The following is an 18707-nucleotide window of genomic DNA, read 5'->3' on the forward strand; positions in this document are numbered from 1 at the left end:
CCGGGAGCCGAGGTGAACGGGGCATGGATCCGTCGGGGGAGCGCGGTCAGCGTCGGAAGCCGACGGCGGCCCAGTGCCCCCGGGCCGCTGCGCCGCCCGCCGGACGGCCCGGCTCGGGGCGCCACTCGTCGGCCCACACCAGTCCCGGGTCCGCGAGGTCGACCCCGGAGAGCAGGGTCGCCACCTCGGCTCGCGATCGGGGCCGCGGCAGCGAGCGCGGGTAGGCGGCGGTCTCGGTCTCGATGGCGCGCGAGGTCCGCGGGTCGTCGGCGGTGAAGTGCGACAGCGCGAGCGCGCTCCCCGGCGCCAGCCGCCGCAGATAGGACTCGACGAGCCCCGCGGCGTCCTCGCGTACGTGCTGGAGCACCGAGAACGCGAGCAGCCCCACGGGACGGCGCAGGTCGAGCAGGCCCGCGACCCCCGGCGAGCTCAGCACCGTCTCCACCTCGGAGACGTCCACCGCGGTGTACGTGGCGGTCGGCAGCGCGGCGAGGAGGTGCTGACCGTGCAGCGCGGCGATCGAGTCGACGTCGGTGTAGGCGACGCGGGCCCCCGACCGGCTGCGCGCGACGACCTCGTGGACGTTGCCCATGGTGGGCACGCCCGAGCCGAGGTCCAGGAACTGGTCGAAGCCGGCCGCGAGCAGGAAGCGCACGGCGCGCCGGAGGAACGCCCGGTTCTCCCGGGCCAGCTCGACGACGCCGGGCTGGGAGCGCTTGAGCCGCTCGCCGAGCTCGCGGTCGACGAGGCCGTGCGCCGCGCCGCCGAGCAGGTAGTCGTAGACACGGGCCGAGCTCGGGCGCTCGAACTCCTCCGGGGTCGCGGCCGGCGAGGCCCCGGGGGACGGCGACGGCGACGGCGACGGCGACCGCGACGGGGTGGGCCGGGCGGGCGCGTCCCGGACGGGCGTCACCGTCGGCTGGGTGGGCACGGCGGCGAACGGGCGCGGGCCGGGCGACACGGCCGTCTCGGCCCGCGCGCGGCCCGTGGTGCCGACGGGCGCGGCCGACGGGTGCCACCGCGGCAGCTCGCTCACGCGCGGCACCTCCGGAGCACCCGCGCCCCGTCCCGTTCGGGGCGCGCCCGCGGTCAGTAGGGCGTCCGAGACGGCACCGTGTCAAACGCGCAACCGGATGGACCAGCGTTCTGTGGGCGATTCGGGTGCAGACGGTAACCGGATCGGAGCCCGGACCGCGACTCGTCGGGCGTGCAGGCCACTTCGACGCAGGTCACAACACGGACGGTAGTAAATCACGATTTGGTAACGACGGCGTCTCTCCTGCTGTTGGGAGAGGGTTCCGCCGGAGGTCACGTCGTCGTCGGCAACAGGGACCTCACACCGGCAACCGTCAGGTCGTGCGCGTCGCGGTCGTGACCGAGTCCTTCCTGCCGCAGGTGAACGGGGTCACCAACTCCGTCCTGCACGTCATCGCCCATCTCCGCCGCCAGGGCCACGAGGCGCTGGTCCTCGCGCCCGGCGCGGGACCCGAGGAGGTCGACGGCGTCCCCGTCGTCCGGGTGCCCGCTCTGGACCTCGCCGTCGTGGACTCGCTGCCGGTCGGCGTCCCGACGCCGGCCGTCCGCGCGACGCTCGAGGAGTACCGGCCCGACGTCGTCCACCTCGCCTCGCCGTTCGTCCTCGGCGCCCGGGCGATCACCGCGGCCCGCCGGCTCGGGGCGCCGACGGTGGCGGTCTACCAGACCGACGTCGCCGGGTTCGCCGCTTCGTACGGCGTCGGGCTGACCGCCCGGGCGGCCTGGCGCTGGACCCGGCGGCTGCACGCCCGCGCCGACCGGACGCTCGCCCCGTCGGCCTGGGCGGTCGGGGCGCTGGAGGCCCACGGGGTCCCGCGGGTGCACCGGTGGGGCCGCGGGGTCGACACCGGGCGCTTCCGGCCGCCGGCCGAGCACGCCGACGGCGGGCGCGCGGCGGCGGCGCTGCGTCGCGAGCTGGCCCCGCGGGGCGAGATGCTCGTCGGCTACGTCGGGCGGCTCGCCGCGGAGAAGCAGGTGGAGCGGCTCGCGGCACTCGCGGACCTGCCGGGCGTGCGCGTCGTCGTCGTCGGGGACGGGCCCGCGCGGGAGCGGCTCACCGAGCTGCTGCCCGACGCCGCGTTCCTCGGCTTCCGCGGCGGCGACGACCTCGCCACCGCCTACGCCGCGCTCGACGCCTTCGTGCACACCGGTCCGCACGAGACCTTCTGCCAGGCGGTACAGGAGGCCAAGGCCACCGGGCTGCCGGTCCTGGCGCCGGACGCCGGAGGGGTGGCCGACCTCGTCGAGCCCGGGGAGACCGGCTGGCTCTTCGACGCCGTCTCGCCGGAGGCGGGCGCCGCGGCGCTGCGCGAGCGGGTCCGGCTCTGGCGCGACGCCCCGGCGCTGCGGCGACGGATGGGGCTCGCCGCCCGGACCTCCACGCGCGGGCGCACCTGGCCCGCCGTCTGCGAGGAGCTGCTCGGTCACTACCACGCGCTCGTCGGGACCGCCGACGATTCACGCGGAGCACACCACCTCGTCACGCGGGGGTCGGCCGCGCGGCGTCCCGGCCCCGTAGACACCGCCGCATGACCAGCACCGAGGTCCTGCTCACGACCCCGGCGACCCCCGGGGCCACCGACGACCGCCCGGCGCGCCCCGGCGACTCCGGCCGCTACAGCCTGCTCGTCACCCGCGAGGACGAGCACGTGCGGGCCGCCCAGCGCCTGCGCCACGACGTGTTCGCGATCGAGCAGGGCGCCCGCCTCGCGCCCGGCCGCGCCGCGGAGGAGGGGCGCGACGAGGACGGCTTCGACGCGTTCTGCGACCACGTCATGGTCCGCGACGAGCGCGACGGCGCGATCGTCGGGACCTACCGGATGCTCGCGCCCGACGGGGCCGCCGCGGCGGGCGGGCTCTACTCGGACACCGAGTTCGACCTCTCCTCCCTCGACGACCTGCGGCCCCGGCTGGTCGAGGTCGGGCGCTCCTGCGTGCACCCGGACCACCGAACGGGCACGGTGCTCTCGCTGGTGTGGGGCGGCATGTGGCGCTACCTCGTCCTCACCGGCCACCGCTGGCTCATCGGCTGCGCGAGCGTCCCGTTGAGCCCCGAGGGCGCGCTGCCCGGGGCGGTGTGGTCCCTCGTGACCCGCAAGCACCTCGCTCCCGAGGACCGCCGCGTGGTGCCGCACCGCCCCGCGCCGATCGGGACCGACGGCGACCCGCGCCGCGCCCGTCACGAGACCCCGCCGCTGCTGCGCGGCTACCTGCGCCTCGGCGCCGAGATCGCGGGCCCGCCGGCGCTCGACCTCGACTTCGGGGTGGCCGACCTGTTCGTGCTGCTCGACCACACCGCCATCGACCCCCGCTGGCGTCGGCACCTGCTCGGGGAGGACGGGTGAGCATCTGGTTCCCCACCTCTCCGTGCGGGACGGAGTGCCTGCCCGTCGCCCCGCCGGACGCGGGGATCGTCCGCGTCCGTCGCCTCGTCCGCACCACGGTCCGGCTCGGGGCGCTCGCCGGCGCGGTGCTGGCCGGCGCGCTGCTCGCGCTGGCGGCCCCGGTCCTCGGCCTCCGGCGCCTCGAGCGGGCGCAGGCGCTCTGGTGCGGGATGCTGCTGGCCGCGGCCGGGGTCCGGGTGGTGGTGACGGGTCCGCGGCCGGCGCCGGGCTCGCTCGTCGTCGCCAACCACGTCTCCTGGCTCGACGTCCTCGCCCTCAACCAGCTGGTGCCGGTGCGCATGCTCGCCAAGGCCGAGCTGCGCACCTGGCCGCTCATCGGCCCGATGGCCGCCCGGGCCGGCTCCGTGTTCCTCGACCGCGACCGGCTCCGTGCCCTGCCCGCCGCCGTCGCGGCGGTGACGGGTGCGCTGGGCGCCGGCGGCTGCGTCGGGGCGTTCCCGGAGGGGACGACGCGCTGCGGGCGCGACCTCGCCCGGTTCCGCCCCGCCGCCTTCCAGGCCGCCCTCGACGCCGGGGCGCCGGTGGTGCCGGTGGCGCTCTCCTACGCCGACGCCGACGGTGCCCCCGATGCGGCCCCGGCGTTCGTCGGCGACGACACCCTGGTCGCCTCCCTGGTGCGCGTCGCCGCCGCGCGGCGCACCGTGCTGACGGTGCGGGTCCTGCCCGTCCAGGTGCCGGTGCGCTCCGACGGCCCGCCCGCCCGGTCGCGCCGGGACGCCGCGCGGTGTGCCGCCGACGCGATCACGGCAGGCCTGCCCGCGGCGACGGACGACCGTCGTCCCCGTCCCGCCGTGCACCCGGTTCCCGTCGGACCGGTCCCCGTCGTGTCGCTCGTGTCCGCGTCGGTGGGGGACGAGGTCGACCGTGTCGCCTGACGGCGGCGGGGTCGGGCGCAGCGGACGCCTCGAGCCGGGCCGGGACCGACGGGACTGGTCGGACTCGGCGAGATTCGCCGCGGCGTTCGTCCGCGACCCGGTGGCCACCGCCTCGGTGTGGCCGAGCTCGACCGCCCTCGCCCGGGCGGTCGCCGACGCCGCGCTGGCGGGCTCTTCCCGCCCGGACCCGCTCGTGGTGGAGCTGGGCGCCGGCTCCGGGGCGTTCACCGCCGAGCTGGCCCGCCGTCTCGACCGGCGCGCCCGCCACCTCGCGGTCGAGCTGAACCCGGCGCTGGCCCATCGGCTGGCCGGGCGGCTCGACGACGTCGAGGTGGTCCCTGCCGACGCCGGGGAGCTCCCGACGCTGCTCGCGCTGCGCGGGCTGCCCGGCGCGCGCGGGGTCGACGTCGTGGTGAGCGGCCTCGGGTGGTCGGCGACGCGCCCCGGACGGGACGACTCGCTGCTCCCGGTGGTCGCGTCGACGCTCGCCGACGACGGTGTGTTCGTGCAGTTCGGCTACACGTTCACCCGCTGGGCCGCACCGGCGCGCGCGCTCGAGGCGGAGCTCCACGAGCTGTTCGGCGAGGTCACCACGTCGGCCAGGGTGTGGCGCAACCTGCCGCCCGCGCTCGTCCACCGCGCCGCGCGGCCCCGCGGCTGAGAGTGGGGCGCGGGTGGGTGAGCGGCGCCGTCCTGGCGTCAGGCGCCAGCATCGTGCCGTTGCTGTCACGGGGGGCGGCGGGGCGCGGATGAGTGAGCGGCGCCGTCCTGGCGTCTGACGCCAGCATCGTGCCGTTGCTGTCACGGCACGGGCCCCGAGAACGCAGAACGGCCCGGTGCCGGGGAGCTCGTGCTCCCCGCCACCGGGCCGTTTCCCCCTGAGGGTCAGCCGCCCATGGCGGCCGTGGCCGCGGTGACCAGCCGAACCTCCGTACCGTCACGCTTCGTGCACTTGTCCGCCAAGTCAATTGGACAAATGCCACCTGTTCGGCCTAGCGACGACTACGGAGCGAGATATCAGCATGTCAACGCGTGGTGGATCACGGTCGGGGTGTACGGTCCGGCAACCATCGGCGCGTCGGGGTCGACCACCTGCCCCCGGCGCACGAGCCCGAGAAGCGGTGCGCCATGGTGTGTCGCAGCCGGTCGGACACCCGTCCCCGGCGACGATGGCCCCGTCGGCCCGAGCCCGGGACCGGCAGGCACCGACGACCCACGACCTGTGCAGGTGAGGAGAGGGAGACTGTCATGGCACTCCCGACGTTGACCCCCGAGCAGCGCGAGGCCGCCCAGGCCAAGTCGCGTGAGGCGCGCCAGGCCCGTTCGGCCCTGCTCGCCGGTATCAAGAGCGGAGACGAGACGATCCCCGCCGTCCTGGACCGCGGCAAGAGCGACCCCATCGCGGGCAAGACCAAGGTCTCGCAGCTCGTCCGCGCCCTGCCCGGCTACGGGCCGGCCAAGGCGGCGGCCGTCCTCGAGCAGGCCGGCATCCCCGAGGACCGGCGCGTGGCGGGCCTCGGCGCCCGGCAGCGCGAGGCGCTCGTCAGCGCCCTCGGCTGAGGCCCACGGCCCGATACGACGACGGCCCGGTCACCTCCTCGTGAGGTGACCGGGCCGTCGTGCTGGGCCGGGCGGGTGACGCGGGTCCGCGTCAGTCGAGCCCGGCGGGGAGGTCCTTGCTGACCGACCCGACGCTCGTCCCGATCGCCCAGCTGCCGAACGAGAGCTTGCCGGCCTGGCCGATCCCGGTGTCGCGGTAGATGCCGGTCTTCACGTAGCTGTCCTTGCCCGCGTACATCGTGCCCGAGGGCGGCGCGTAGTCGGCGACCTTCTGCACGCCGTCCTTCCAGGCGCTGACGGTGCCGTCCGAGGACGAGAACTTCACCCCGAGCACCAGGTGGGTCCACTGTCCCGGCGTCGCGTCGCCCACGACCTTCGAGAACGCGCCCCCGTCGCCGTCGACGACGAACTTGCCGTTCTGGACCTTGAGCTCGAGCGGCGGCGTGCCCTCACCCTCGTTCTTGAACTGGGTGATCACCTGCCAGCTGGAGGTGTTCACCGGGAAGTCCGGGGCGAGCTTCACCGTGAACCCGAAGTAGTACTGGTCCCCCTCCTGGAGGGCCTTGAACTTCGGCTCGACCTCGGAGCGCTTCCCGCCACCGGGCATGACGACGTCGAGCACCCCACCGGAGAGCGTCGGCGACTTCGCGCCGACGTCGTTCCAGGGCGTCGACTTGAAGTTGGACAACCCGTCCGAGGCGAAGTCGGCCGACCAGAGGGTCTTCCCGCCGTCGTCGTGCGGAACCGGCGTCGTGTGCGGCGCGGACCTCGCCGTGTGGGGGGCGGCGGACGCGGTGCGGGGTGTCGCCGTCGCGGTATGGGCGGCGGGCTGCGAGAGCCCGGCCGGCGCCACGGCGACGTCGGGCCGGACGAGCTCGCCGGTGTCGGAGGCGGGGTCGGCCAGGAACGACGGGCCGGTGCTCGCCGCGGCCACGCTCGCCCCGGTGAGGGCGCCGAAGAGCGCGAGCGCGCCCGCGGCCCGCGTCGGGGTCACGAACCGGCCGTCACGAGGGGCGCGGTGCGAGCCGCGTCGCCCGGGCGGCGGGCCGGCCGGGTCGGGGCGGCGCTGACGCCACGGCCCCTCCGTCGGGAACCCGCCCGTCGCCGGGGGCGCGGTCGGGGCGGGGACGGCCCGGGCGGGCGGGGCGGCGTGGAGCGGGGTCCCACCGGTCACGGGCGGCGCGGCGTGAAGCGGGAGCCCGCCGGTCACGGGCGGTGCGGGCACGACGCCCGTGGCGGGCGGCCGGGGGCCGCTCGCCGGGACCCCGCCGGTCGCGGGAGGGCTCGGCGCGCGGTTGTCGAGCAGTCCACCGGTGTCACCGGTCACCGCCCCGTCGTCGCGGGCGGCCGCGGCGGCGCGGGCGATCGCGGCGAGGTCGAGCGGCGTGGTCGCGGGGTCGTGACGGTGCTTCCCGGGGCTGGTACGGGGGCCGGTGGCCGGGGCATCGAGGGCGGCGGGCCAGGAGCCCGTGCGTGGCGTGCCCTCCGGCGGGGGCGCGCCGGGGCCGGCCCGTCCGGGTCGGGAGGACCCGGAGCGATGTCGAGCCATGGTCGGTCCTTGTCGGTGGCGCCGGGACCCGGTCGAGGGGGAGCGATCCGGTGCCGGGCGGGGCCCGGCGTGTCCACCTGTCCCGCACACGCGGTTCGGGGGCCGGATCCGCCGGGACAGGGGGAGCGCACCGGATCCGGGGTCGGGGTCGTCTGGACGCCCCGCCGCGGATCACCGTAGGGGCCCCGTTCCGGTGGCGTCGGGCGGGCGGGATCCCGCAGGATCGGGCCCGGGTCACGACTTGGTCACGTTCTCGCTGCTCAGGGGCGCGGGCCTGCTCCCGGACACCCGCCGCGCCCGTGCGGACACCGAAGGTGAGTGACACAGTTCACTCTCAAGTTGCTCCGAACGGCTCCGGAGGTGGACGACCCGGCGTCCGAAGCTCGTCGTAGGGCCCGTTGACCCCCACAGCCGGGCCCCGCTCCCCCACGGGCCGTCGTGCCCCGAACCGACGACCGAGACGAGGACCATGCGTTTCACCAGGCTGTTCCACGCGCGCCCCCGACGCCCCGGATCGCACGGCGAGCACGCGCTGCAGGAACGACTCGGCACCACCGAGCGCGCGGACCGCTTCTACGACGACCAGGTGTGCGAGCGGCTGCTGCCGCGCATGATCGAGTTCATCGGCCGCATGGGCCTGATGTTCGTCGCCACCGCCGACGCCCGCGGGGAGTGCGACTCGTCGCTGCGGGCCGGGCCCGAGGGCTTCGTGGTCGTCCTCGACGACCGCCACGTGGCCTACCCCGAGTACCGGGGCAACGGCGTCATGGCGAGCCTCGGCAACATCGCGGAGAACCCGCACGTGGGCCTGCTGATGATCGACTTCGTCGACGAGCTCATCGGCCTGCACGTCAACGGCTCCGCCCGGGTCACCGAGGACGCCGACCTGCGCGCCGAGCACCCCGAGCTGCCGGTCGACCCGGTCCCCGGCCGGCGGGCGCAGCTGTGGGTGGTGGTGGAGGTCGAGGAGGCCTACATCCACTGCCGCAAGCACATTCCGCGCCTCGTCCCGGCCGACCGCACCCGCAGCTGGGGCACCGACGCGGTCAGGGCCAAGGGCGGTGACCACTTCGGCGCCGCCGCCCGCCGCGCGGCGGCGGCGAGCCCCGAGACGGTGCCGGCCGACACGCTCGCCGGGCGCGCCGGCGCGGGGACGGCATCCTGAAGGGCGTGACCGACGCCGACGACCGCCATGCCTGGAGCCGCCCCGAGCCGGAGGACGTCGCCCCGGACGTGCTCCGCGTGCCCCTCCCACTGCCCTCCGATGCCCTGCGGGCGGTGAACGTCTACGTCCTGCGCGACGGCGACCGGCTGACCCTCGTCGACGGCGGCTGGACCCTCACCGTCGCGCGCGACGTGCTGGTCCGGGCGCTCGACGGTCTCGGCGCGGTCCCCGGGGACATCGGCCGGTTCCTCGTCACGCACATGCACCGCGACCACTACACCCAGGCGATCGCGCTGCGCCGCGAGACCGGGGCCCGGGTGGCGCTCGGCGCCGGTGAGCGCGGGTCGCTCGAGCACATGGCGCGCCGCCCGGTGCCGATGGTCGCCCAGCAGGGGGCGCTGCGGGCGGCGGGCGCGGGCGCCCTGGCCGACGAGCTCGCGGCGCTGCTGCCCGCCGACATCGCCGACGACGAGCTCGCCGACTACGCCGCGCCCGACCAGTGGCTCGACGACGGCGAGCGCGTCACGGTCGGGGACCGGGTGCTCGAGGCCGTCGAGACCCCGGGGCACACCCGCGGCCACCTCGTCTTCGACACCGCCGACGGTCTCGACGCCGGGCCGGGCCTGCTCTTCGCCGGCGACCACGTGCTGCCCCACATCACGCCCTCGATCGGCTTCGAGCCCGACGCCCGCGCCGGCGCGCTGACCCGTTTCCTGGGCTCGCTGGCGCGCGTGCGCGAGCGGCCCGACCGGCGGCTGCTGCCCGCGCACGGGCCGGTGCGCCCGAGCGTGCACGCCCGGGTCGACGAGCTGCTCGAGCACCACGCCCACCGGCTCGACGAGATCGAGCGGGTGACGGTGGCGGGGGAGCCGACGGCGGCCGGGGCCGCGGCCGCGTTGACCTGGACCCGGCGGGAGAAGGGCCTCGCCGACCTCGAGCCGTTCCACCGGATGCTCGCGGTCCTGGAGACCGACGCGCACCTCGAGGTGCTGGCCGCGCAGGGCCGGGTGGTGCGCGAGCTCGACGCCGAGGGGGTCCACCGGCACCGTCCGGTCTGACCCGGACATCGGCGGAAGCGCCCCACGAGCGGGGCTATCCTGGAGAGCCCTCCCGACGCCGCACGACAGCGAACGAAGGTCGTCCTTGTCCCACCCCGCGTCCCCGACAGCGCCCGACGTCGAGCCCGGCTCGGATCCGGTCGCCGCGGAGCAGCCGTACGTGACGATGCTCTACGGGCGGCTCGACGTCCGGCGCAAGGAGACCGCCGAGCTCCTCGCGCGGGTGCTACGCGACGAGACCACGGGCACGCCCCAGGCGGTGTCCGAGCGTGACGCCGCCGCGGCGATGTACTCCGAGCAGCTCGCGACGCTCTCCGCCGTCGAGGAGGGCCTGTGCTTCGGTCGCCTCGACATCGAGAGCAGCGCCGTGCTCCCCCCGGGATCCGCGGACGCGGCAGACCCGGAGACGCCCGGCTTCGACCAGCCCGTCGCCTACATCGGCCGGCTCGGCCTGCTCGACGAGGACCACGACTACGAGCCGCTGCTCATCGACTGGCGGGCCCCGGTGGCCCGGCCGTACTACACGGCGACGGCGGCCAACCCGGACGGCGTCCGCCGCCGGCGGCACCTGCGGACCCGCAGTCGCCGGGTCCTCGCGGTCGACGACGAGATCCTCGACCTCGCCGAGGCCGCAGCAGCAGCGGCGAAAGGCGACGGCTCGCAGCGCCAGGGGCTCACGGGTGAGGCCACGCTGCTGGCGGCCCTGTCCTCCGGGCGCACCGGGCGCATGGGCGACATCGTCGCGACGATCCAGGCCGAGCAGGACCGCATCATCCGGTCCGGGGTGAACGGCGTGCTCGTCGTCGAGGGCGGCCCCGGCACCGGCAAGACCGCGGTCGCGCTGCACCGGGCCGCCTACCTGCTCTACACCCACCGCCGCCAGCTCGCGAAGCGCGGCGTGCTCGTCGTCGGCCCCAACCCCACGTTCCTGCGCTACATCGAGCAGGTGCTGCCCTCGCTCGGCGAGACCAGCGTGCTGCTCTCGACCGTCGGCGAGCTCTACCCGGGGCTCGTCGCACGGCGCGGCGAGTCGGCCGAGGCCGCCGCGCGCAAGGGCTCGCTCGACATGGCCAAGGTGCTCTCGGCGGCCGTGCGGGACCGCCAGGAGCTGCCGCGGCACCCGATCACCGTCGTCGTCGACGGCGAGCGGGTGGAGATCGACCGCGACCTGGTCGCGCAGGCCCGGACCCGCGCGCGGCGCACCCGCCGTCCCCACAACGACGCCCGGCGCACCTTCGTCCGCGAGGCGATCGACATCCTGGCCCGCCGCGAGCGCGACCGCGTCTCCCGCGAGGGCAGCCACCCCGAGGTCGCGGAGGGCGACCAGAGGCTGCTCGACCGCGGCGACCTCGCCGACATCCGCGCCTCGATGCGGGAGAACGAGGACCTGCTCGCCGCGCTCGACGCCCTGTGGCCGATCCTCACCCCGCCGCAGCTGCTCGCCGAGCTCTACACCGACCCCAGGCGGATCACCGCCGCCACCCGCGGCTGGTCCGAGGCCGGTCGCGCCCTGCTGCGCCGTGACGCGATGCCCACCCCGACCGCCGACCGGGGCCTGCTCGACCCGCACTGGTGGACCTCCGCCGACGCGGTGCTGCTCGACGAGGCCGCGGAGCTGCTCGGAGAGGACGACACCGCCGAGCGGGAGCGCGCCGAGCGCAAGCGCGAGGCCGACGAGGCCTACGCCGCGGGGGTCCTCGAGATCCTCGCGATGGAGGAGGACTGGGACCCCGAGCTGCTGCGCCCGACCGACGTCGTCGACGCCTCCGTGCTGGCCGACCGCAGCCGCGAGACGAACCACGCCTCGGCCGCGGAGCGCGCCGCCGAGGACCGCACCTGGACCTTCGGCCACGTCATCGTCGACGAGGCCCAGGAGCTCTCGCCGATGGCCTGGCGGGTGCTCATGCGCCGCTGCCCCAGCCGCTCGATGACCCTGGTCGGCGACGTCGCCCAGACCGGGGCGCGGGACGGGGCGGGCTCCTGGCACGAGGTGCTCTCGCCCTACGTCGCCGCCCGCTGGCGGCGCGAGGCCCTCACCGTCAACTACCGGACCCCGGCCGAGATCGCCGAGGTCGCGGCCGACGTCCTCGCCGTCATCGACCCGTCCCAGACCCCACCGGAGTCGGTGCGCGAGTCGGGCATTCCGCCCCGCGCGGTCGGTGTCCCGGAGTCCGCGCTCGACCACCAGGTCTCGACGACGACCCGTGCGGCGGCCGACGACGTGGTCGACGCCGAGGGCAACGGCCGGGTCGCGGTCCTCGCACCCGCCACCCGGGTCGAGGCGCTGCGCGAGCGGCTCGCCGCCGACGCGCTCCCGGTCGGCGGCACGGCCGGCGGCGAGGACGCCGTCGACGAGCGCGGCGCGGCGGACCTCGAGGTGGCCGTGGTGGTGTCGACCGTCGCGGAGGCGAAGGGGCTGGAGTTCGACGCCGTCGTCCTGGTCGACCCGGGCGGGATCGTGGAGGAGTCTCCGCGCGGGCTCAACGACCTCTACGTCGCGCTGACCCGCGCCACCCGGTCGCTCGACGTCGTCCACCCCGACCGGCTGCCGACCGTGCTCGGACGCCTCGCGGGGTAGGTCGGGGTGGGTCCCGACCCCCCGTCCGCGCAGGCCGCACCCACGACTCGGTAACGGTGCGCGTCCGGTGACCGACTCCGTCGTTGAGCGGAGGTGAACCCCGGTATCGGGTGACGTCATCGGCAGACACGGCGCCCGTCCCTGGGAGAGAATCGATTCGGGACGATGTCCCGGCACGACACGGGATCCTCGGAGGCGCCCGGGAGCGAGGGGGTAGCCGGTGAGCACGACCGATGCCGGGCCGCCCACCGTCGTCGGCGGCCGGTACACCGTCGGTGACCTGATCGGCCGCGGTGGCGCCGCGGACGTCTACCGGGCCCGCGACGAGCTCCTCGGCCGCGACGTCGCGATCAAGATGTTCGGCGCCGGCGGCGACGTGGTCGCCGCCGCGAACGCCGAGGCCGCCGAGCCGGACCAGCCGGCGTCCGAGGTGGTCGACCCGGCCTCGGGGGAGGCCGTCGCCCCGCAGGACGAGGACGGCTCCGGGGCGGAGGCGCCCGAGGCACCCGAGGCCGCTGGGCGCTACGGCCGCGGGACCGGCAGCACGCCCCGCTCCTCCGCGCCGCCCGCGGAGCTCGTCGGGGACCTCGAGGAGGGCTCCGACGCACGCAACCGCCGGGAGGTCCTGACCCTCGCGGCGCTCTCGCACCCCGGCCTGGTCACCGTCTACGACGTCGGCGACGACCACGGGCGCGCCTACTTCGTCATGCAGCTCATCGAGGGCGACACCCTCGCGCAGCGCATCCGCCGCGGCCCGCTGCCGCTCGGCGACGTGATCGCCCTCGGCGGCGCGCTGGCCGACGCCCTGGGGTACGTGCACCGCCGCGGGGTGGTGCACCGCGACGTCAAGCCGGGCAACGTGCTCCTCGATGCCGACGGCCGGGCCCACCTCTCGGACTTCGGCATCGCCGCGGTCCGCGACGCGGCCCCCGTCACCGCGGCCGGCATGGTGATCGGCACCGCGTCCTACCTGAGCCCCGAGCAAGTGCGCGGGGAGTCGGTGATGCCCGCGGTCGACATCTACGCGCTCGGCCTGGTGCTCATCGAGTGCGTCACCGGGCGCCGCGAGTACCCCGGCAACGCCCTCGAGGCGGCCGTCGCGCGGCTGCACCGGCGCCCTGTGGTCCCCGTCGGGCTCCCGGAGTCATTGCGGACCCTGCTCATCGCCATGACGGCCGACGAGCCGGGTGCCCGCCCCGACGCCGACGAGGTGCTCGCCGCGATGCGCGCGGTGTCCCGCGAGGTCGGACTCGACTCCGAGACGGTGCTCTCCCCGGCGCTCATGGCCGCGCCCACGGGGGCCTTCGCGACGAGCGCCGTCCCCCTGCAGGGCCCCGCGGTCCAGACCGGGTCCGCCGCGACCACCGGCGCCTTCGCCGAGACCCCGGCGGCCACGGGCGCCCCGCGGCGTCGTCGGGGTCTGCTTGTGGCGGCCGGGGTCGCGCTGGCCGCGGTGCTCATCGCCGGCTCCGCGCTCGCGTACACCCTCGTGCGGGGCGCCGCGACGACCGCGCCGCTCCCGCCGCCCGCCACCTCGGTGCCCGCGATCCCCGCGCCGCCGGCCGCGGCGGTCGCGCCCACCAGCGAGGAGGCGGAGCCGGTGCGCTCCACCCGGCTGCGGGCGCCGGTGCGCACGAGGGCGCGGCTGACGACGACGGAGGCGCCCGCACCGCCGTCCACCGAGGCGCCGCCGCCGGTCGTGACCACCACGCAGTCGCCGGTCGTCCAGGTGCCGCCGCCGGTGGTGACGACGACGCCGACCGAGCGGTCCGGGACGAGCTCCCCGACCACCTCCAGCGCGGCCGGGTCGGCGCCCCAGCTCGTCGCCGCCCCCTGAGGAGACCTCAGCCCAGCGGGCGGGTCGCGGCCTCGACCGAGAGCGCGGGTCCGCTCGGCAGCAGCCCCACGACGGCCTGGGGGACCGTGGAGAACGTCCGCCCCAGCCCGAGCGCCTCGGCAGTGGCAGCGTCCTGCACCCCCGACACCGATCCCGTCGCCGACACCACCACCAGGCCCCCCGCCCCGGCGCCCGTCGTGCGCACGGCGACCCCGGTGCCGGGCAGCGCCACCCGGTCCACGCGGTCGCCGGACCCGTCGGCCTGCCGCAGCGCGGTGCTCGGGGTCGGGGGCTGCGCCGACACGGTGACGACGACGCCGGGGCCGGCCAGGTCCGCGCAGGCCGTCGGGGCGCGGTCGGGCGGCAGCGGGACCGGCGCCGGGTCGGGGAAGGCGCTCGCGTCGATCGCGCGCGACAGCGGGGGCAAGGCGACCTGGGCGGGGGAGACGGTCGGGATCGCCACGCCGGCCCGGGCCGGGTCGTCGAGGCGGATCAGGCGGGCGAGCAGCTCGGGCACCACCTCGACGCCGTCGGGCAGCACCAGCAGGTAGGTGTCGGGACGGCCCGGGCCGACCACGCGCACGACGCCGCCGGCGCGCTCCCCGGCGAGGTCGACCGGCACGGGGACGCCGAGGCCGGGCACGGCCGGCGGCGTGATCGGCGCCGCCTCGGGCAGGGCCGCGAGGAACCCGCTGCTCGCCGGCCGCGGCAGCAGCCCGCCCAGGCCGAGCGCCTCGACGACGGCCGGCCGGGACACGTCCAGCCGCGCGCGGACGCCGTCGTGGACCAGCCACGTCCGGCCCGCCCGGTCGACGACGACGAGGCCCTCCCCGGGCACCAGCGGGCGGCCCGGGGTGGCCGGCGCGCCCGCCACGGTCGTCGTCGTGCGGGGCCGGGTCCACGCGACGCCGGGCGCGGGGTCGGGGGCGGTGGTGTCGCACACCGACCACACCGCCGGCCCGGGCTGGTCGGGCGGCGGGAGCGTGGGGGCGTCGACGATGCCGACCGGCCGTGCGCGGGGGGCGTCGTCGAGGGTGGCGTCGGCGACCTCGACCGGGTCGGCCGGAGCGGGGGCGCCGGCGAGCGCGGCGGCCACGAGGCGCGCGGAGGCCAGGTTCGGGACGCCGATCAGGCGGTCCGGGTCGTGCGCGACGACGGCGAGGGCGCCCGAGCGTTCCGCCACGACGACCGAGGCCGAGCGCCAGTCGGTGGAGCGGTCGACGACTCCGATGACGGCCGCCGCCCCGAGCGCGAGGACGGCGAGGAACCCGCCCGCGACGGTGGCCCGGGTGTGGTCGCGCAGCGGATCGACCCGGGGGGCCGGGTCCCGGCGCACCAGCGCCGACGCCGCCCGCCGGGCGGTGAACCGCGCGGCGACGACCTGTCCCGCCGTGGCCGCCCGCCGCCCCCCGTTCTCCGGGCCCTCGGCCGGCCCCGGAGGGGTCGGGCCGGGTCGGGGCGGGGCGCTCATGGTCCGACGATCGTGGCACAGCGGCGCGCCCGGCGGCCCCCGTTCCGGGCGCAGGGGGATGTCACCAGCGCTGCGGGCGCTGCGAGATGCGCAGGTGGATCAAGGCGTGCACGGCCTCCTGGCCGGCGTCGTCGCGGATCGCCACCTCCACCGTGACGTCCTCCTTGTCGGGGCCGAAGGCGGGCGGGGTGGCGAACGCGGCGTCGGCGGTCACCGAGGTCTTCGCCGTCGCGAGGTAGCGGACGTCCATCCCGATCGGGATCCAGCGGTGCGACGCCGGGACCGCGGCCTCGGCGAGCACCCCCATCGCATACTCGGCCAGGTTGCACGAGGCGATGGCGTGCACGGTGCCGAGGTGGTTGTGCGTGAGCCACCACTTCTGCATACGGACCCGGCTGTGCTTCTCGTCGAGCTCGAGGATCACGGGGGCCGCGGTGAGGAAGTACGGGGCCCGCAGCCACACCGCGCCGCTGACGAGCAGGCGGCCCGGCAGCGAGCCGGAGAAGCGGTTCCAGGAGGACAGCACGGCGTTCATGGGTCCAACCTACTCACGGGTAACCAAGTGTGTACACAGGTCGGTCCGGCAGGCTGCCGCGCGATGTCGGTCCTCTCCGCCCGTCTGCGGGCCCGCCGGGTCCGTCGTGCCCGCGCCCTGCCCCGCCGGGCCGCGGCCGCCGTCGTCGTGCTCGCCGTCCTCCTGGCGGGCGCCGCGGCCGACGCCGCCGCCGCGTCCCTGGTCCCCGGTGCGCTGGGCGACCCCTCGGTACTGGCCGCGACACCGCCGATGGGCGTCAACGACTGGAACGCCGTGGGCTGCACCGACGCCTTCGAGGAGGCCTGGGTGCGGGCCCAGGCGGACGCCCTGGTGCGCACCGGGCTGCGCGACGTCGGCTACCGGTTCGTCAACCTCGACGACTGCTGGGCGGCCCCGCAGCGCGACACGGCCGGCCGGCTCGTCCCCGACCCGGTCCGCTTCCCGCACGGGATCGCCGCGCTCGCGGACTACGTGCACGCCCGCGGCCTGCGCCTGGGCGTCTACACCAGCGCGGGGACCCGGACCTGCGATGCGCGCGGCTTCCCGGCCTCGCTGGGCCACGAGACCGCCGATGCCGCGTCGTTCGCCGCGTGGGGCGTCGACTACGTCAAGGAGGACGACTGCTACACCGCCGGCACGGACGCCGTCGCCCGCTACACGACGATGGCCCGCGCGCTCCGCGCCACCGGGCGCCCGATGGTGTTCGCGGTGTGCGACAAGGGCGACTCCGCGCCCTGGCTCTGGGCGCCCGGCGTCGCCCAGCTCTGGCGGACCACCCACGACGTCGCCGACGACTGGCCCTCGGTCGCCGACATCGTCCGGCGCGACGTGCGCGTGGCCGCGCGCTCCGGGCCGCCGCCGGCACGGGGCTGGAACGACCCGGACATGCTGGAGGTCGGGAACGGACCGAGCCAGGACGGTGGATACGGCGCGGTCACGGGGGACGGCACGGCCGACGTCGGGCTGACACCGACGGAGCAGGCCACGCAGCTGGCGGTCTGGTCGATGCTCGCCGCCCCGCTGCTGACCGGGACGGACCTGACGCACGCGTCGCCGGCGACGATCGCCCTGCTCGGCAACCGGGGGCTGGTCGCGATCGACCAGGACCCGGCGGCCCGGGCGCCCGAGGACGACCTCGACGACGCCTCCGGCCGGCTGGTGCTGCGCCGTTCGCTGACCGACGGCTCGACCGCGGTGTCGGTGACGGCCCTCGGCGACGGCCCGGTCGCGGTGCCTGCCGGCGTGGCCGGGCGGGACCTCGTCGGCGGCGGAACGGTCGTGCCGGGAGGGGTCGTGGCCGCGCACGCGACCGTCTTGATCCGGCAGCGGTGAGGACCGTCCGGGCCAGCACGGATTCCGCTGATCGGAACATTCCACAGGCCTATGACGGCACGCGAGGCATATGGAACATCCAGATGGGGGATTAACCAGTGGATGCGGCGTGAGCCGCGGACCCTGAGGAGCTCCCGATGACCACGCCACCCCGCCCCGGTGCCCCCGTCGTCCCCGGCCTGACCCTGCGTGACACCAGTCCGGCCGCACTCGCCGAGCGCCTGGTGCCCATCCTGCGCGACGTGCCGTTCCCGGCCCGGCGCTGGCAGGTCATCACCGCCGGCGACATCTACGGGTGCGACAGCGTGACGCGCGAGCTGCTCGCCCGCCTGCCCGAGGCCGAGTTCGCCACCCCGCAGGACCTGCTCGGCATCCTCTCCGCCGTCCTCACCGGGCGGCCGCTGCCGGTCACCCCGGCGATCCGCGGCGGTGCTCCGGCCGCGCGTGCCGCGCGGCCCGGTGCTCCCGTGCGCGTGCCGCACCGCGCGCTCGCGGCCCGGCGTCCCGGCATGCCGCGTCCCGCCTGAGCCGGGTGGTGCGGCGCGTGGGTCAGGACCGCGTCCAGCGCCGCACCACGGTCTCGAACGGCACCTCCAGGGCCTCGTCGCCGGGAAAGGTCCGGTCCAGGTACTTGCGGGCGGCCCGGTGCACCGCCTCCTGGTCGGCAGCCGGTAGCTCGAGGACGCCGCTGTAGGTGCAGACCATCCCGGCGACGTCGTCGCGGGTCATGATTCGTGCCCAGCGGACGGTCACCGCCTGCGGCAGCTCGTCGACGAAGCCGTGGCCGGGCGGCAGTTCGACGTCGAACCCGCGCCGGGAGAGCCGGGCCGACCCGTCGGCCGCCGCCCGGCCGATCCCGCGGACCTCGGCGACCCAGTCCACCGTCGGGTCGGCGCGGCTCCACAGCAGCCCGAGCGCGCCGCCGGGGCGGAGCACCCGCGCGATCTCGGCGGTCGCGGTCGGCGGATCGAACCAGTGCCAGGCCGACGAGGCGAGCACGGCGTCGAGCGCCCCGGACGCGAGCGGGATGGCCTCGGCCAGCCCGCGGACGGGCAGCGCGCCCGGCGTGGTGACCGCGAGCCGGGCGAGCATCCGGGGGTCGGGCTCCACGGCGACGACGACGGGCGCGTCCGCCCGGCCGAGCACGGCGCGGGTGACCAGCCCGGTCCCGGCGGCGAGGTCGGCCACGCGCCGGGAGCCGGGTGGGACCACGTGGTCGAGGGCCTCCGGCGCCGGGCCCGGCCGCAGCCGGTCGTAGGCGTCGGCGCGGGTGCCGAAGGTGGTCGCGCGCGACATGACCGCGACCG

The 18707-nt window shown here is 76.8% G+C and carries 16 protein-coding genes; 11 read left to right on the forward strand and 5 right to left on the reverse strand.

The features are described 5' to 3' along the window. Positions 1 to 46 precede the first annotated feature (46 nt). Positions 47 to 1036 carry an SAM-dependent methyltransferase gene (locus VGH76_RS13395; RefSeq protein WP_331557177.1) on the reverse strand — a complete coding sequence of 330 codons (990 nt, stop codon included), beginning with the start codon at positions 1034 to 1036 and terminating at the stop codon, positions 47 to 49. 320 nt (positions 1037 to 1356) lie between these two features. On the opposite strand from VGH76_RS13395, the gene VGH76_RS13400 reads away from it, so the two are divergent. The 5 genes from VGH76_RS13400 to mihF all read left to right on the forward strand — a co-directional run bounded on the left by VGH76_RS13400 (position 1357) and on the right by mihF (position 5875). Next, complete coding sequence (locus tag VGH76_RS13400) at positions 1357 to 2568, forward strand: glycosyltransferase family 1 protein (RefSeq protein WP_331557178.1); 1212 nt, start codon at positions 1357 to 1359, stop codon at positions 2566 to 2568. Next, positions 2565 to 3380, forward strand: coding sequence for a GNAT family N-acetyltransferase (locus VGH76_RS13405; protein WP_331557179.1), 816 nt, complete (start codon positions 2565 to 2567; stop codon positions 3378 to 3380). Before VGH76_RS13400 ends, VGH76_RS13405 begins: the two co-directional genes overlap by 4 nt. Further along, a complete protein-coding gene (locus VGH76_RS13410; RefSeq protein ID WP_331557180.1) occupies positions 3377 to 4315 on the forward strand; it encodes a lysophospholipid acyltransferase family protein in 939 nt (312 codons plus the stop codon). The genes VGH76_RS13405 and VGH76_RS13410 overlap by 4 nt, the downstream gene beginning before the upstream one ends. Then, positions 4305 to 4976: an SAM-dependent methyltransferase gene (locus tag VGH76_RS13415; protein WP_331557181.1), complete on the forward strand. Its 672-nt coding sequence runs from the start codon at positions 4305 to 4307 to the stop codon at positions 4974 to 4976. Before VGH76_RS13410 ends, VGH76_RS13415 begins: the two co-directional genes overlap by 11 nt. Before the next feature lie 587 nt (positions 4977 to 5563). Beyond that, positions 5564 to 5875 carry an integration host factor, actinobacterial type gene (gene mihF, locus VGH76_RS13420; protein WP_331557182.1) on the forward strand — a complete coding sequence of 104 codons (312 nt, stop codon included), beginning with the start codon at positions 5564 to 5566 and terminating at the stop codon, positions 5873 to 5875. A 91-nt stretch (positions 5876 to 5966) separates the two neighbouring features. On the opposite strand, the gene VGH76_RS13425 is transcribed toward mihF, so the two are convergent. Beyond that, a complete protein-coding gene (locus tag VGH76_RS13425) occupies positions 5967 to 7424 on the reverse strand; it encodes a heparin lyase I family protein (RefSeq protein ID WP_331557183.1) in 1458 nt (485 codons plus the stop codon). 469 nt (positions 7425 to 7893) lie between these two features. Here VGH76_RS13425 and VGH76_RS13430 point away from each other — a divergent pair, with 469 nt between their 5' ends. From VGH76_RS13430 to VGH76_RS13445, 4 genes are all read left to right on the forward strand, one after another. Beyond that, the gene (locus tag VGH76_RS13430) at positions 7894 to 8589 is read left to right on the forward strand and encodes a pyridoxamine 5'-phosphate oxidase family protein (RefSeq protein WP_331557184.1); all 696 of its coding nucleotides are present in this window, start codon (positions 7894 to 7896) and stop codon (positions 8587 to 8589) included. Between the two features lie 5 nt (positions 8590 to 8594). After that, the gene (locus VGH76_RS13435; protein WP_331557185.1) at positions 8595 to 9647 is read left to right on the forward strand and encodes an MBL fold metallo-hydrolase; all 1053 of its coding nucleotides are present in this window, start codon (positions 8595 to 8597) and stop codon (positions 9645 to 9647) included. 166 nt (positions 9648 to 9813) lie between these two features. Then, entirely contained in the window at positions 9814 to 12225 is a 2412-nt protein-coding gene (locus VGH76_RS13440; RefSeq protein WP_331557203.1) for a HelD family protein, read from the forward strand. A gap of 220 nt (positions 12226 to 12445) precedes the next feature. Beyond that, positions 12446 to 14062 carry a serine/threonine-protein kinase gene (locus tag VGH76_RS13445; RefSeq protein ID WP_331557186.1) on the forward strand — a complete coding sequence of 539 codons (1617 nt, stop codon included), beginning with the start codon at positions 12446 to 12448 and terminating at the stop codon, positions 14060 to 14062. A 7-nt stretch (positions 14063 to 14069) separates the two neighbouring features. Here the strand turns inward: VGH76_RS13445 and eccB are convergent, their stop codons facing one another. Both eccB and VGH76_RS13455 read right to left on the reverse strand, forming a co-directional pair. Then, complete coding sequence (gene eccB, locus VGH76_RS13450; protein ID WP_331557187.1) at positions 14070 to 15533, reverse strand: type VII secretion protein EccB; 1464 nt, start codon at positions 15531 to 15533, stop codon at positions 14070 to 14072. A 61-nt stretch (positions 15534 to 15594) separates the two neighbouring features. Next, positions 15595 to 16068, reverse strand: coding sequence for a hotdog fold domain-containing protein (locus tag VGH76_RS13455; RefSeq protein WP_331557188.1), 474 nt, complete (start codon positions 16066 to 16068; stop codon positions 15595 to 15597). Between the two features lie 63 nt (positions 16069 to 16131). Between VGH76_RS13455 and VGH76_RS13460 the strand changes: the two genes are divergently transcribed. Then, positions 16132 to 17400 (forward strand): glycoside hydrolase family 27 protein, encoded by a 1269-nt coding sequence (locus tag VGH76_RS13460; RefSeq protein ID WP_331557189.1) that lies wholly within the window; start codon positions 16132 to 16134, stop codon positions 17398 to 17400. Positions 17401 to 17537: 137 nt separating this feature from the next. After that, a complete protein-coding gene (locus VGH76_RS13465) occupies positions 17538 to 17927 on the forward strand; it encodes a hypothetical protein (RefSeq protein WP_331557190.1) in 390 nt (129 codons plus the stop codon). A gap of 22 nt (positions 17928 to 17949) precedes the next feature. Here VGH76_RS13465 and VGH76_RS13470 read toward each other — a convergent pair whose 3' ends face one another. Then, positions 17950 to 18696: a class I SAM-dependent methyltransferase gene (locus VGH76_RS13470; RefSeq protein ID WP_331557191.1), complete on the reverse strand. Its 747-nt coding sequence runs from the start codon at positions 18694 to 18696 to the stop codon at positions 17950 to 17952. Positions 18697 to 18707 lie beyond the last annotated feature (11 nt).

Source organism: Actinomycetospora sp. (genome assembly GCF_036497585.1).
Classification (GTDB): domain Bacteria; phylum Actinomycetota; class Actinomycetes; order Mycobacteriales; family Pseudonocardiaceae; genus Actinomycetospora.